The organism is Crassaminicella profunda (assembly GCF_019884785.1).
In the GTDB taxonomy this organism is placed as follows: domain Bacteria; phylum Bacillota; class Clostridia; order Peptostreptococcales; family Thermotaleaceae; genus Crassaminicella; species Crassaminicella profunda.
In genome coordinates this window covers 2501189-2516652 of sequence record NZ_CP082326.1, presented here as the reverse complement: position 1 = coordinate 2516652, position 15464 = coordinate 2501189, and the positions used below count along the sequence as shown (strand labels likewise).

Genomic DNA, 15464 nt, shown 5'->3' with positions numbered 1-15464 from the left:
AAATTATTGTATGCAAAATAAAAAATGTGGATGTAGGAGCTTTGTCTCCTACTTTTTTTAGTTTTTGGGTGAAAAGTTTAGTTAGCGATGAATTTCAGGAATTTTTGATAATTATTTTGGCAGATATATTAAGTTGAATTTCGACAATGTTTTTGAAGAAGTTAGTGTACAATCATAAATGGATAAACTTTAAATGTTAGAGAAGAAGTATCATTAGAAAGTTATAATAAAGCAATAGAATTAGAACTTAACAATGCTACATTATTTTATTTGAGGTGAATTATTATGGAAAAAAACATTTTTATTTTAATATTAAAAGGTGTTTTGATTGCTGCGTTTTTCGCAATTATTTATAATTGTATTGAAGTATTCAGTTATTCAGTAACTGGAGGTAGCTATTTGAGAACTTATGTATTTGCAATTCCATTTTTGGGTTATATGTTAATGTATATAGCTAATCTTGAATTAGACGATAGTATTCATATAAAATTAAAATCAATTGAAGATAAATATGAAAATAAAATGATAGAATTAAATAATAAAATAGATGATTTAAATGAAAAAATTGATTCTCTTAATAAACTAAATAAGTAAAAATAATCATTACTTTAGTTTTTTCTAAGCTTTAGCGTTCAATATATTCCAACAAGGATGGATGGTGATTAATAAGTAGTGTTCCTATGTTGTAGGTTCTTTAAAAAATTTGGTTAGGATATATGAGTGGAGAATTTTTTGAACTCGTTAATTGTTAGTTTAATTTACATTTGTAGAATATTTTGTAACAAAAATTATTAATATTTTATTCAGGAAGTGATAGTATGAACAAATTTTTTAATACATCATTGAGTTGGGGTCTATTGATTATTGCAATTGTAGGGGATTTTATTGTACCTTATATACTGGCTAATTTCTACAAAGGGTATAATCATAAGAGAATGGTTATGAGTACATTAGGGAATCCAAATAGCCCTGTAAGAATATACTACAATATATGGCTTGTGATATTAGGTATATTATTGATCATCACTTCTTTTAATTTATATCAATATTATTTTTGGGTTTCAAAGCCGTTAAGTATAGCAGTTTTTGTTTTAATCCTTTTCTTTGCCATTGGTGCTGGTATTTTAGCAGGTATTTTTAGTGTGAATGAGAGTAAAGAAATGGAAACTATTGCTTCAAAAATTCATGGCGTAGGCTCTGCTTTAGGATTTATGGCACTTTTGTTTGTGCCTTTACTTCTAAGCATTTTGTCATTTAAAATAAAAGATTTAAGAACTGCTATTGTTTGTTTAATATCGTTTGTTTTTTCCTTAATTTTTTTTGTATTATTTATTATGTCAGATAAATCTCAATTGCAATATACTATTATAGCCAATGAAGGTATTTGGCAACGTTTATTACTATTATTTATGTATCTTCCTTTTGGATATATCGCAATAAGAAATATTGTAGCTCTTATGTAAGATGATGAGCATAATTTTTAATATAAGTGGATTCCCATAAGATGGTAAGTAGTGTGAGGAGGAGAAAATGTCAAACAAAAATTATTTTTATTGGTTTTTAGAAATGAAACCTAATGTAAGGGTTTTAATACAAGAAGTATTATTAATAGGTAGTGGTATTGTAGGATTAGTTTTTAATTTTTCTAAAATACCTTTTTCACCATATAGAGATATTGTGGGAGTTGTTTTAATTGCATATGCTATCTATATTCATGTTTGTTCTGAAAAAACACTTAAACAAGCACATGATAAGCCAGAAGATATAAAAGAAGTTGTTAGAACAGGTATTTATAAAAAAATAAGGCACCCAATATATTTAAGTTTAATAATAATGGATATAGGGATAATGTTAAGTTTTGGAATATTATGGATGATGCCTTTGGTAATAATTTTCTCTTATTTTCATCTTATGACAGCAATACAAGAGGAAAAATTATTAATTAAAAAATTCAATGGTGAATATAAAGAATATATGAAAGAAGTTCCTTACAAAATGATACCGAAAATGTTTTAAATTTTAGCAAAAACCATGTGATTAATGCAGGATCAAAGATCCTGTATTTTTCTTTTCTTAAAATTCAAGTAGGGAATGTAGATTGAATTCTAAAGATTGAAATTAATGTGGATACAATCATAACAATGCTATAATATGTATACATTTGAAAAATGTTCATTATTATGATGAAATACTATATTATATAGATTAGATTCTCAACATGTCTATAAATAGAAGTTGATAATATAGAGTATTAGATAGTTTTGAAAGTTGTTTAGTAGATCTAGGTTAATTATTGAACTATTTAAAAGAATCGTGTTGTAAATAGGATATAATAACTTATGGCAAGATTGCAAAATGGTGTGTAACAATAAGGGAGGATTTTTAAATGAATCAAGCTAGTTATATTATTATAGGACTTTTAGTCTTTTTGAGTGTAGAGTTTTTATCTATAAATGTGGGAAATGCAATTGGTTCAGGACCTGGAGAGATAGGTATTGTAGTTAGTGCAATATCAATACTATGCTCAATAGTAGTAATATGTACATTAATAATAGTGGATACCATCAAAAATAATAATCATGAGAAATAAACCGTATATATTGCTCCTGTAGTTGTGGGAACTTTTATTATACTAAAATTTTATTTAGCGTAGGAATATTTACTTAGTATTATCAAATTTTGGTATAATAAACCATAAAGGGAGGGATTATCAAATGAATTTAAAGCCTTGGAATAAAGATATAAAGCAATTAAGATCAATAATCCTAAAAGAAGACAAAATCGAAGAGAGTAAAAATCTTTGCTTAAGTTTACATGCAATGGTTCATTCATCCATTATGTCAGGAATAGATAAAGAAACATTTGAAGACGAATTGTTGAAAGGTTTAGATGAAAATACATTTAAAATTGCAACCAATGAAAAAGGTCGTACTATTGCATATGGTATATGGCATTCTACAAGAATAGAAGATATAACAATGAATATATTGGTTGCTGGAGACAAACAAATCTTTAATATAGAGAATTGGAAGGAAAAAATAAATTCTAAAATAATAGATACAGGAAATGCAATGATAGAAGAAGAAATAATTGAATTTAGTAAAAATATTAATATACAGGAATTAAAAAATTATAGAATAGCGGTAGGAAGAAAAACAAGAAAAATCATAAAAAGTCTTACATATGCTGATATGAAAAGGAAATTTAAAAAAGATAGATTACAGCGTATAGTAGAGGAAGGTGCTGTTTTAGATGTTGAAGGTGCAAATTGGTTAATAGATTTTTGGGGAAGAAAAAATGTAGCAGGAATTATATTAATGCCAGCTACAAGACATCATGTGATTCACATAAATGAATCGTTAAGAGCAAAAAAGAAATCTCGAATCAATAAATATTAGGGAGGTTATTCAAAATTGAATTTTCCCACGTTTCTTTTTTATTTGAGCTATAACAAGTATAAGAATAGGTAAAATTACTTGAAATGGAAATTTGTAATAAGGTGATACTGTAGATGCAAATTTTATAAGCTCCATTGTATTGTCATAGATAAAAAAAGAGAAATTCCCCATTAATAAAGCAACGGGTGTTACGATAAACTTATAATCAGTATAATCAAAAAATTTAGCAATTCCTTTACACGTTGCTAATAAACAGATACTCATTTTTATATATCCTCCTAATACAAATATAGCTGCGGCTATTGCTTCTACTCTTTGGAAAATATCACCAATGTTTATTCTTCCTATAGCAGAATAAGTAGGATAATATAGGCTTAATGTTGTATTTATACCTAAAATAAGAACACTTGATAAATTAAGTGTAACTAAAATAATTCCGCCTATTATTAAACTAAGTATATAAACTTTATAAGGAGATTTTTTCGTCTCGAAATTTGTGAAAAACATAGTAAGTATTACAGTTTCAACAAAAGGAAATGCGAATGAATAAAATGCTCCTTTTATAACAGGTTTTATCCCATTATATAAAACAGGACGGATATTATTGATATTCATATTAGGGATGGATAATAATGTAGTTGCAAATATAAAAATTATAATGATAGGTGCAAAAAAATTTGACCATCGTCCTAGTACTTCGATGCCTTCCTTGACGGCCCAAATTCCCAAAAGTATAATAGCTGTTATTGGAATAACTTTAGGAGTATTAGGCATTGAAACTATAGTTATAAATTGACCAAAATCATTTGTTATTAATGTTCCGATATGGAATGCAAACCAAATATACAATATGCTTATTCCTTTACCAAGTAACTTTCCGAAACAAATATCTAGAATATCAAATAAATCTTTTCCTGGAAAAATATAATGTAGGTGTGCAAATATAATTATCATTGGTAAGGACATAAGTATTGATAAGATATTAGCTAACCATAAATCTTTTTTAGCATCTAATCCCATTACTATTATGACAGATGTTCCGATTATAGCAAGAGTTGTAAGAGATATAGCTTGACTATCAGAAATAACCTCTTTATTCACATTTTGTTCCTCCAAGAGCATTTTAAGTTAGTATGTGATTTATTTGATTAAATATTCTAATTTATTGTTTGAAATTAGTTTTTTTAAAATGTGTTGGTGAAACATTATAATGCTTTTTAAATAAACGACTAAAATAATTTATACTATCAAATCCACATCTTGATGCTATTTCAGTTATATTCAGCTCGCCTTTATTCAAATATTCAACAGCCTTTTCCAGTCTTATTCCATTAATATAATCTGTAGTTGTCTTACCTGTCATCTGCTTGAAAATTCTGCAAAAATGATAGGTACTGATATGCAAAATATTCGAAAGATCTGAAGTAGCTATTTTTTTAGAGTAATTGATATCTATATATTTAAAAATCAAATCAAAACGTTTCAAATTATTTACTTTTGAAATAAGTTCTTCTTTCGTTAGAAATTTATTAATGTATTTTCTTAATAAGAGGACGATTAATTGGTAAATGTAAGATTTTACAGCAAGTTCGTACCCGATTTTCTTCGAAAAATATTCTTCTATTATTATGGTGACACAGTCTAATATCTGCTTGTCATTTTCAATTAAATTTTGAAAACATATTTGATTTTGTGACAGTGGTGAAAGGAATTTTGTCTGGCATAAATCAACTTGATTACTGAATAGGAATGAAGAATCGATACGAATTGTATAAAACTTCAGGTTGTCACTTAAACTTTCAAGGGAATGTAGTTCATTATTGTTAATGACTATAATACTGTCAGTTGTAACATAGTAACGGTTTTTATTACATTCAACTAAAGCCTTACCTTCAGTAAAAAAATATAGCTGCATATTTTCATGCCAATGCATATTGAATTTTCTTCCTTTTTTGAATCTTTCTGCCAAAAATATATCTATACCTAAATTTGGATCTGGCATTTTTTTATAATAATAAGTTTGCAAATTTTTCATCTTTATATCCTCATGTCAAAATTGTGCTAAATTTCAGCAATACAATTCTTGAATTATATTGTAAATATAATTATTATAGTACAAGTACGTGCTATTGTAAATATAACAATTTAAGTTCAAAATTTCAAATGAGGTGGTGCAAAAATGAATCAATCAAAAGTAGAAAAAGTAAATTTTTATAGCCCTGTACTTGGTAAAGAAATGTCAATATTGGTGTATTTACCTGAATGCTATAATAGTTTAACTCCTCTACCTGTATTATATTTTATACATGGAAGAAGTGGGAGTGAAAATGTAATGTTTGAAATGGATATAAATATTAAAGCTGATGGAATGATAAAGAATGGGGAAATTAAGCCTATGATCATTGTATGTCCAAGAATTGAAAACAGCCGGGGGTTGAATTCATCCTTAATCTGTAAAGAGATGCCTGCTCATGGAGATAATAATATAATCATAAATATAGGAATGTATGAAGATTATTTTATGAAAGAGATAGTACCTTTAATAGATAAAACTTTTAATACTATAAAAGATAGAAAAGGAAGATATATAGGCGGGATATCTGCTGGGGGATATGTAGCTCTTCACAATACACTAAGGCATCAGCATATGTTTTCAAAAGTAGGAGGGCATATGCCTGCTTTAGAACTGGAACTTGAAGATGAAGACAAACCATATTTTAAAGACATGGATGTATGGGAAAAATATGATCCAATAGCTATTGCAAGAAATAATAATATTTCTTCTGATATGGATGTTTATCTTGATGCTGGAGATCAGGATGAAGGTAGATTTTATGAAGGTTGCTCAATTTTACATAAAATATTGAAAGAAAAAGGAATAAATTCTCAAAATTATATATTCACTGGTAATCATAGTGCTGAATATGTACAATCAAATATTGAAAAATATCTAAAATTTTATGGATGTTAATATATTGTGGAAAGTTCTTGTGTAATTTCTAGTTGTATACTAGCTGTTGCCAGGTTTCATCATTTTTGATTAAAAATTTATAATTTTTATTATAATTGAAGTTTTAGTTATGGAAAATAAACAGATTTGTAACTTTTAAAAAGCATATGAATTTATTAGATGTAATGTTATAATATGGATATACTTAAAAGAAATTGGTTATTATGATAAACGGTTATTTTATCTAGAGTAGTTGCTAGATATGTAGTTAAATATAATGATATAGATAGGAGAATAGATATGATTTTTAATAGAAATGATAAATGTTGGTGCGGTAGTGGGCTAAAATATAAGAAGTGTCATATGGAATTTGATGAAAGATTAAAAAGTTTAAAACAAGAAGGATATAAAGTTCCAACAAGAAAAATGATTAAAACTCCTGAACAAATTGAGGGAATAAGAAAAAGTGCTAAAATTAATAGTGGACTTTTAGATCTAATTGAGGAGAATATTAAAGAGGGCATGAGTACAGAAGAAATAAATACATTAGCCCATGAGTATACGGTAGCTCGTGGAGGAATACCTGCTGATCTTAATTATGAAGGTTTTCCAAAGAGTATTTGTACATCTATTAATGATGAGGTGTGTCATGGAATTCCGAGTAAAGATAGAATTCTTAAAAATGGAGATATTATAAATGTTGATGCAACCACGAACTTGAATGGATACTTTTCAGATGCATCAAGAATGTTTGAGATTGGTGTGGTAAGTGAAGAAGCTGGAAAACTTGTTGAAGTAACAAAAGAATGTTTATATAAGGGAATAGAGGCAATTAAGCCTTGGAAAAGTTCTCTTGGTGATGTGGCAGCAGCAGTACAAGAGCATGCAGAAAGTAATGGATATTCTGTAGTTCGTGAGTTTGGAGGTCATGGCGTTGGGCTTGCTATTCATGAAGAGCCTTTTGTGTATCATTTTGGAAAAAGAGGAACAGGTATGATTTTAGTACCAGGTATGATATTTACCATTGAGCCTATGGTCAATGGCGGAAACCGTAAAATATTTATTGATAAAGAGAATGGCTGGACCGTATTTACAGCGGATGGATCACTTTCAGCACAATGGGAACATACAATTCTTGTGACTGAAGATGGAGTAGAGATTATATCAAAATAAAAGAGAGTAATGTAGATGCTTTGTTTGTTAGGAAAACTAAAATTTGAGTGTGATAATAGCTTCAAAATAAAAATCTCTATGGAGGTGCAAATGGCACATTCCGTAGAGTTTTTTATATGGAATAGATTTTTTATTCTGAAGAAATCAAATAAGATATTTAAGTTATTAGGGCTTGAAGTAAAGAAAATAGTAGGTAGAAATTTCAATTGTTATATTAATAACATAAAATCTACAATTTAGCAATGAAAGAAATTTCTACTAAAAAATTTGAGGGGAAGGATATAGGTTCTTTTCTGCAAAGGAACTAGATGATGAACTGTTGTGTAAATTTTAAATATTGTTATTAATTCGACAATTATAGACATTTATTGAGGTATCTGTTAAAATTTATAAAAGTAATCATGATTATATTTTCAGAAAATTCTACATAATTACAACAAAGTCTTAGAATCCGATTAAAATTTTATAAAGGGAGGCTTTTATATGGAATGTAACTATTTACACATTGCTCAAATTATAAAAAAGTATAATAATGATCCAAAAGCTTTAATACCCATTTTAATGAACATTCAAGAAGAAATAGCAGAAAAATATATTTCAGAAGAAGTTGCTAAATATGTGTCAAAACAATTAAATATTTCAAGTAGTCATGTATATGAAGTGGTAACCTTCTTTTCAGCGTTACATGAGGAACCGAAGGGGAAATATTTAATTCAATTATGTAATAGTACTGTTTGTAGTTTGAAAAAAAGTCATAAGATCAGAGAGGTTCTTGAAAGTGCTTTAGGGATTAAAATGGGGGAAACAACAGCTGATAAAATGTTTACTTTAGAATACACTACTTGTTTTGGAGCTTGTGATATTTCTCCAGCTATGAGGGTGAATAAAAAGGTTTATGGATATTTAAATGAAGAAAAAGTAATGTCGGTAATAGATGGATTAAGGAGGAAGGACAATGAATAGAACCCAATCTATTATTACAAAGTATTTTAACAAGGATAATCTTACTGTAGAAGAGTATATTCGGTTAGGTGGTTTTGAAGGATTAAAAAGTGTTCTTCAAAATGGAAAAGATTATGTTATTTCAGAATTGAAAGAAGCTGGCTTAAGAGGTCGTGGTGGTGCAGGATATCCAACATGGAAAAAATGGGATATTGGTCGCAATAGAGTAGCTGATGAAAAGTTTATTATATGTAATGCAGATGAAGGAGAGCCAGGTACCTTTAAGGATCGAGAGCTTTTAGATCGTGTTCCCTATCAAATCATAGAAGGTATGATTATTTCGGGATATGTGTTTGGTGCAAAATTAGGTTTTATTTATATTCGAGAGGAATACGCTCATCTTCAAATAAAATTTAATGAAGCTATAAAGAGTGTAAAAGAGAAAGGGCTTTTAGGGAAAGATATTTTGAATAAAGGATTTGACTTTACAATCAAAGTTTTTTCAGGAGCAGGAGCATATGTTTGTGGAGAAAATTCATCTTTAGTTGAATCTATGGAAGGAAGAGCTGGAAGACCTAGAATAAAACCTCCACGCATTGGAGAAAAAGGATATCTCAATAAACCAACTCTTGTAAACAACGTGGAAACATTAGCAGCAGTACCTGCTATATTAAATTATGGGGGAAAAGAATATGGACGATTTGGGACAGAGAAAAGTAAAGGAACAAAATTAATAAGTCTTTGTGGAAATATTAAAAATCCTGGAACCTTTGAAGTACCCTTTGGGATTACTTTAAGAGAAATTATTTATGATATTGGTGGGGGCATAGAAGGAGATAAAGAATTAAAATTTTTGCAGCTTGGTGGAGCTTCTGGTGCATTAATGCCAAAGCAGCTTATAGATATGAAATATGCTTATGAAGACTTATCGGGAAAAGGTTTTCAAATTGGATCAGGTGCTATTGTTGTCGCAGATGAAAGTAATAGTATTATGGGTTTTTTAGAAGTAGTAAAGGATTTCTTTTTCCATGAATCTTGTGGAAAATGTACGCCTTGTCGTGAAGGATTAAGACAGCTTTCAAAAATATTAACAAGAATATCAGAAGGAAATGCAACAGTTGAGGATTTAAAGAATGTAGAAAAAATTGCTAAAACCATGAAATATGCTTCATTTTGTGGATTAGGACAAACGGCTCCATCAGCTATTTTATCAGCTATCAAATATTTTTCTTCTGAGTTATGTAGCACAGTAGAAGGAATCTGTCCTTATTATTAAAAATAGGAGGCTTATGTTATGAATAAAGTAACTTTAACCATAGATCATAAGAAAGTGATTGTAGATGAAGGTACAACCATTTTAGTAGCGGCTAAAAAAGTTCATGTGAATATTCCTACTTTGTGTTATCATCCTGATCAATCTATAAAAGGAAATTGTAGAATTTGTTTAGTAGAAGTAGGAAATAAAAAGTTGGTAACAGCTTGTTCAACAAAAGTACAAGAAGGTATGGAAGTTATTACAAATTCAAAATTTGTAAGAGAAACTCAAAGAGGAGTACTTGAGTTAATCCTTGCAAATCACAATCAAGATTGTTTAAAATGTGTGAGAAATGGTCATTGTGAATTACAAGATCTATGTGAACGCTTTAATATTTCTAATAATAGTTTAGATGAAAATGAAGTACAAGCTCATCCAATTGATGTGCATAATCCGTCTATTGTAAGAGATTATAGTAAATGCATCAAATGTAATCGCTGTGTAGAGGTCTGTAGTCAAATTCAAAATGTAAATATTTTATCAAGGGCAAATCGAGGAACTAATTATGAAATTCTGCCTAGATTTAACACAAAATTATCTGAAACAGAATGCGTATTTTGTGGGCAATGTATTCATGTTTGTCCTGTTGGTGCAATCTATGAAAAGAGTGCTACAGAGGATGTGCTAGATGCTATAGAGGACAAGAATCTTCATGTGATTGCTCAAATTGCTCCTGCTGTAAGGGTCAGTATTGGGGAGGAATTTGGATTAGATCCTGGTGATATTACTACGGGAAAGATTGTAGCTAGTTTAAAACGATTAGGCTTCAATAAAGTATTTGATACAAATTTCACAGCAGATTTGACTATATTAGAAGAAGGTAGTGAATTAATTCATCGTATTAAAAATAATGGAATTCTTCCAATGATTACTTCTTGTAGTCCTGGATGGATTAATTATATTGAAGGCTTTGCCCATGATTTACTAGATCATTTATCTACTTGTAAATCTCCTCAACAAATGTTTGGAGCTTTGTCTAAAACTTATTATTCAGAAAAAATCAAATTACATCCATCTAAAATCCATACAGTTTCTATCATGCCATGTACTGCAAAAAAATATGAAGCTAATAGAGCTGAAATGAATTCTTATGGGTATGTAGATGTAGATCATGTTCTTACAACAAGAGAATTAGCTAAAATGATTAAATCAGCAGGAATTGATTTTAAAAATATAGAAGAAGAAGAGTTCGATGATCCATTTGGCATTACAACAGGTGCAGGTGCAATTTTTGGTGCAACTGGAGGAGTAATGGAAGCTGCTTTAAGAACTGTTTATGAAGTATTGACAGGGGAAGAATTAAAAAAGATGGAATTTGAAGAGGTAAGAGGATTAAAGGGAATAAAAGAAGCAAAGATTGATATAAATGGTATACTTATTAAAGTTGCTATAGCTCATGGCTTAAAAAATGCAAGTATTCTTCTTGATGAAATTAGGAAAGGTACAAGTGAATATACCTTTATTGAGATTATGGCATGTCCGGGTGGATGTATTGGAGGAGGAGGACAACCTATCTCTTCTTCTTTTGATAGTAGACAAAAGAGAATAGATGCCATTTATCGTGTAGATAAAAATATGACTTATCGGAAGTCTCATGAAAATCCATCTATTCAGAAATTATATGAGGAATATTTAAAAGAACCTTTAGGGGAAAAATCCCATCATTTACTTCACACTAGTTATAAGGCGCGTAAATAATTGATAAATAGTATAAATTTAGAAGGGAATGTAAGTTATATTCTCTTCTTTTTTATAGACTAGATGACTTTATCATTTTGAGGGAATATGTTAAAATCATATATATATGCATTTTTAAAAATCAAGGGAATACTAAATTTGAGTGATTACAAAAAAGGATATGAAATATGATTGAAATAAATATTTTTCAATTAGAAACAATTACTGAGCAGGGGGGGATCATCCCGCTCTTTTCTTTTAATATCAACTAGAAATTTAAAATAATATTAGAAAGGAGAATGAAAATGAAAGAGAAAAGAAAGTATAAAAGAGTACCTATGCATATGCAACTAGAGATAGAATCTTTGTATACATCAGGGGAGCATGAAGGTATGAAGCTAAATGAAAAGATTTTAGTGACGAATATTTCTAAGACCGGAATGGCATTTATCTCAAGTAAAGAACTTCCTTTAAATCATTTCTTTAATGCAAAAATAACAATTGATGAAGAGAAGATGTTTTATAGTGTCCTTAGAATTGTGAGAAAACGAACATTAAAAGAAGGCTATGAAATTGGATGTGAATTTGTAGGGCTTGCTAACATATTGAGTGAATATATAGATGAATATGTTGTAGAAGTAGAAGAAAGGGAGAAAAAATGAAGATATATTCTTGGAATGTAAATGGGATCAGAGCTATAAAAAAGAAAGGTTTCTTAGAATGGATGGAAGAGGAAAATCCAGATATTTTATGTATTCAGGAGACCAAAGCCCATAAAGAGCAATTAGATGAATCTTTACTTAATATAGAAGGATATGAAGCTTTTTTTTGTAGTGGGGAGAGAAAAGGCTATAGTGGTGTTGCTGTTTACACAAAATTAGAGCCGATTACCGTAAAGACTGGAATAGGTATAGAAAGATTTGATTCGGAGGGAAGGATTTTAATCCTTGAATACGAAGAATTTACACTGCTTAATATTTATTTTCCAAATGGACAAAAAGATGATGAGAGATTAAAATATAAGCTTGAATTTTATGATGCTATTTTAGCGTATTGTGATGGATTAAAAGAGATGGGAAAGAAATTGGTTATTTGTGGAGACTATAATACGGCTCATAAAGAAATAGATTTAAAAAATCCTAAAACAAATGAAAAACGTTCAGGATTTTTACCTATAGAGAGAGCGTGGATAGACAAATTTATTAGTCATGGATATATAGATACTTTTCGGACTTTATATCTTGAAGAAGTAAAATATTCTTGGTGGAGTTATCGATTTAATGCAAGAAAAAACAATGCTGGATGGAGAATTGATTATCATTTTGTATCGGATAACTTATTTGAAAAAGTAAAGGATGCAAAGATTTTAAATGAGGTAATGGGCTCAGATCATTGTCCTGTTACCCTTGAGTTGGATTTATAATTTATCTATATTACAATGAAACAGGGTATACTATATATAATTAGCAAAAAAGGAGAAATAGATGATGAATAAGGAGTTTAAAACGTATGATTTTCAAAATTTTATTGTAGAGAATCTTGAAAAGAATCATATAAAAGAACCTACAAAAATACAATCTGAAACCTTTCCTCTAACATTAGAAGGAAAAGATGTTATTGGAAAAGCCAAGACAGGAACAGGAAAGACTTTAGCTTACTTATTGCCTATGTTAGAAAAAATCGATACATCTAAAAGAGAACTTCAGATGTTGGTATTAGCACCTAGTAGAGAGTTAAGCCTTCAGATCAAAAGAGAAGCAGATTGTATTACTGAAGGAACGGATATTTTGGTAGAAGCAGTTGTAGAAGGAATGAAATTAGAAAAGCAATTAGATAGACTAAAGAAGAAACCTCATTTAATTATTGCTACACCAGGAAAATTGGTACATATTATAGGAATGAAAAAGATTAAATTACATGGTGTAAAAACAATTGCATTCGATGAAGTAGATCAAATTTTAGAACAAGGATTGCAGGATAAAGTTCTTGCAATTGTGGACAAAACACTTAAGGATCGGCAGCTTTTAAGCTTTTCTGCAACCATGTCGAAGGAAGCAAAAGAAATATTAAATAAATTAATGAAAGAGCCGAAGTTTATAAATTTAGATCATATAGAACCAATTCCTTCAAAAATAAAGCATCAATATATTGTAACCAAAGCAGTAAAAAAAACAGAGACACTAGTAGAATTTTTAAAGACAATTAAGCCAAAAAAAAGTTTGGTATTTATTAATAAAAATCAAAATGTAGATCGATTTGTACAAGAATTGAAAAGTGCAGGTTTTTCTGTAGGTGGTATACAGACAAGAACAAAAAATCAAGAAAGACAACATTTATTAAATTCTTTCAACAAAGGGAAAGTAAGAATTCTTGTTACAACAGATCTTTTTACAAGAGGAATGGATTTTAGGGAAGTTAGCCATATTTTTAATATGGATTTACCACTTAATAAAACAGATTATTTGCATCGAGCAGGGCGTACAGGAAGAATGCATAAGGAAGGCGTTGTTATTAATATTGTAAGAGATAGAGAAAAATTTATTTTATATAAGATGATGAAAAATCTTAATATAAAAGTTACACCAATGAGTATTAGAAATGGTAAAATTGTTCCTATCAAAGAGATTATTAGTAGAAAAAGTCATAAATAAAAGGGTTGTAAAAAATAAGGATTGTCATGACAAATAAAAAATATGGAAATAGTATATTTATAGTAGATTATGGAAAGCTTAAAAATGTAATTATGCTACAAATGAAAGGGATGATATAGATGAATGGTCAAGAACTGCTAAAGGATAAAAACTGGGTTGTCGTAGGAGATGTATTGAATCCTTCAAAATTTGCTTATAAAATAAAAAATAGATTAACAGAAGCTGGATACAATGTATTTTTAGTAAATCCAAGAGATAAAAGTGGAGAAGTTTTTTCAGGCCTTGAGGATATACATGAGCAGGTAGATGTGATTGACCTTTGTATTAATCCCCATATAGGAATGGAAATTATGGAAGAAGCATATGCATTGGGTATTCATAAAGTTTTAATACAGCCAGGAGCTGGAAGTGAAGAGATTATATCATTTTGTAAAGAAAAAGATATGGTATGCATTGAAAGCTGTGTCTTAGTAGAGCTTTCTAAAAAAGGAATATAGATACGAAAAGAGGAACAAATTTGTTCCTCTTTTCATATAATAAAAGAAATATTTTTATGTACTTGTCAGTTTATGGTGGATATTGTATGATGAAATGATAGAAATTAAGTTCTTGAAAGGAGGGATAAGATGATTAGCAATACGGAAATTGTTTTTAGATTAGTATTAGCTAGTGCGTTGGGTGGGTTAGTAGGACTTGAAAGAGAATCTAATAATCGACCAGCAGGGTTTAGAACGCATATTTTGGTTACTGCAGGAGCAGCACTTGTTATGCTGATCTCCATGTATGGATTTGATGGTTTAGGTGCCAATGGTTCTGGTGGAGAGCCCGCAAGGCTAGCGGCACAGGTAGTAAGTGGAATAGGTTTTTTAGGAGCAGGAACGATTCTAAGACAAGGAAATTCCATCCATGGATTAACTACGGCTGCAAGTTTATGGGTTTGTGGGTGTATAGGGCTAGCCATAGGAAATGGATATTATTTAGGAGGTTTAGTTACAGCAGGGATTGTGTTATTTTCTTTGATTAGCTTAGGGTTATTTGAAAAAACTGTATTCAAAGATCAATATAAAACTTTACATGTAATATGTTGCGAAAGACCAGGACTCATTGGAGAGATAGGAACGTTATTAGGAGTGCATAAGGTGACTATAAAATATATAAAAATATCTCCTTTTGAAGAATATAAAGATAATGACCTTCATATTGATATTACGGTGAAGGTACCTACTTGCTTTTCACCAGAAAAATTATTTGCAGAGATTGGCAAAATTGAAGGACTCAAAAGTGTGAATTGGGAAGGAAAAATCGATAAGAACGTATTGAAAGATTAAAACATTGCATTTAAAGGAATATTCACATAA

Annotated in this window: 17 protein-coding genes; 15 read left to right on the top strand and 2 right to left on the bottom strand. The window is 29.5% G+C overall.

The annotated features are described in order from the left end of the window. The first annotated feature begins 285 nt into the window (after positions 1–285). The 5 genes from K7H06_RS11970 to K7H06_RS11950 all read left to right on the top strand — a co-directional run bounded on the left by K7H06_RS11970 (position 286) and on the right by K7H06_RS11950 (position 3398). Entirely contained in the window at positions 286–594 is a 309-nt protein-coding gene (locus K7H06_RS11970; protein ID WP_223036282.1) for a hypothetical protein, read from the top strand. A gap of 224 nt (positions 595–818) precedes the next feature. After that, the gene (locus tag K7H06_RS11965; RefSeq protein ID WP_223036281.1) at positions 819–1463 is read left to right on the top strand and encodes a DUF998 domain-containing protein; all 645 of its coding nucleotides are present in this window, start codon (positions 819–821) and stop codon (positions 1461–1463) included. A gap of 67 nt (positions 1464–1530) precedes the next feature. Then, positions 1531–2016: a methyltransferase family protein gene (locus K7H06_RS11960; RefSeq protein WP_223036280.1), complete on the top strand. Its 486-nt coding sequence runs from the start codon at positions 1531–1533 to the stop codon at positions 2014–2016. A 370-nt stretch (positions 2017–2386) separates the two neighbouring features. Then, complete coding sequence (locus tag K7H06_RS11955; RefSeq protein WP_223036279.1) at positions 2387–2590, top strand: hypothetical protein; 204 nt, start codon at positions 2387–2389, stop codon at positions 2588–2590. Between the two features lie 124 nt (positions 2591–2714). Further along, positions 2715–3398 carry a DinB family protein gene (locus K7H06_RS11950; protein WP_223036278.1) on the top strand — a complete coding sequence of 228 codons (684 nt, stop codon included), beginning with the start codon at positions 2715–2717 and terminating at the stop codon, positions 3396–3398. Positions 3399–3407: 9 nt separating this feature from the next. Here the strand turns inward: K7H06_RS11950 and K7H06_RS11945 are convergent, their stop codons facing one another. Continuing rightward, positions 3408–4499 carry a GerAB/ArcD/ProY family transporter gene (locus K7H06_RS11945; protein ID WP_223036277.1) on the bottom strand — a complete coding sequence of 364 codons (1092 nt, stop codon included), beginning with the start codon at positions 4497–4499 and terminating at the stop codon, positions 3408–3410. Between the two features lie 61 nt (positions 4500–4560). Then, positions 4561–5433 carry an AraC family transcriptional regulator gene (locus K7H06_RS11940; protein WP_223036276.1) on the bottom strand — a complete coding sequence of 291 codons (873 nt, stop codon included), beginning with the start codon at positions 5431–5433 and terminating at the stop codon, positions 4561–4563. 144 nt (positions 5434–5577) lie between these two features. Here K7H06_RS11940 and K7H06_RS11935 point away from each other — a divergent pair, with 144 nt between their 5' ends. The 10 genes from K7H06_RS11935 to K7H06_RS11890 all read left to right on the top strand — a co-directional run bounded on the left by K7H06_RS11935 (position 5578) and on the right by K7H06_RS11890 (position 15434). Continuing rightward, the gene (locus K7H06_RS11935) at positions 5578–6369 is read left to right on the top strand and encodes an alpha/beta hydrolase (protein ID WP_223036275.1); all 792 of its coding nucleotides are present in this window, start codon (positions 5578–5580) and stop codon (positions 6367–6369) included. A gap of 279 nt (positions 6370–6648) precedes the next feature. Continuing rightward, entirely contained in the window at positions 6649–7521 is an 873-nt protein-coding gene (locus K7H06_RS11930; RefSeq protein ID WP_223036274.1) for a methionyl aminopeptidase, read from the top strand. A gap of 483 nt (positions 7522–8004) precedes the next feature. Then, complete coding sequence (locus tag K7H06_RS11925; RefSeq protein ID WP_223036273.1) at positions 8005–8484, top strand: NADH-quinone oxidoreductase subunit NuoE family protein; 480 nt, start codon at positions 8005–8007, stop codon at positions 8482–8484. After that, on the top strand, positions 8477–9739 hold the full coding sequence (locus tag K7H06_RS11920) for a complex I 51 kDa subunit family protein (RefSeq protein ID WP_223036272.1): 1263 nt from the start codon (positions 8477–8479) through the stop codon (positions 9737–9739). Before K7H06_RS11925 ends, K7H06_RS11920 begins: the two co-directional genes overlap by 8 nt. An 18-nt stretch (positions 9740–9757) precedes the next feature. Beyond that, the gene (locus K7H06_RS11915; protein WP_223036271.1) at positions 9758–11476 is read left to right on the top strand and encodes an NADH-dependent [FeFe] hydrogenase, group A6; all 1719 of its coding nucleotides are present in this window, start codon (positions 9758–9760) and stop codon (positions 11474–11476) included. A gap of 284 nt (positions 11477–11760) precedes the next feature. Beyond that, on the top strand, positions 11761–12117 hold the full coding sequence (locus tag K7H06_RS11910; RefSeq protein WP_223036270.1) for a PilZ domain-containing protein: 357 nt from the start codon (positions 11761–11763) through the stop codon (positions 12115–12117). Continuing rightward, positions 12114–12878: an exodeoxyribonuclease III gene (locus K7H06_RS11905; protein WP_223036269.1), complete on the top strand. Its 765-nt coding sequence runs from the start codon at positions 12114–12116 to the stop codon at positions 12876–12878. Before K7H06_RS11910 ends, K7H06_RS11905 begins: the two co-directional genes overlap by 4 nt. 64 nt (positions 12879–12942) lie before the next feature. After that, entirely contained in the window at positions 12943–14106 is a 1164-nt protein-coding gene (locus K7H06_RS11900) for a DEAD/DEAH box helicase (RefSeq protein ID WP_223036268.1), read from the top strand. 119 nt (positions 14107–14225) lie between these two features. Further along, entirely contained in the window at positions 14226–14603 is a 378-nt protein-coding gene (locus K7H06_RS11895; RefSeq protein WP_223036267.1) for a CoA-binding protein, read from the top strand. 129 nt (positions 14604–14732) lie between these two features. Next, positions 14733–15434, top strand: a complete 702-nt coding sequence (locus K7H06_RS11890) for an MgtC/SapB family protein (RefSeq protein WP_223036266.1) — start codon at positions 14733–14735, stop codon at positions 15432–15434. The last annotated feature ends 30 nt before the right edge of the window (positions 15435–15464 follow it).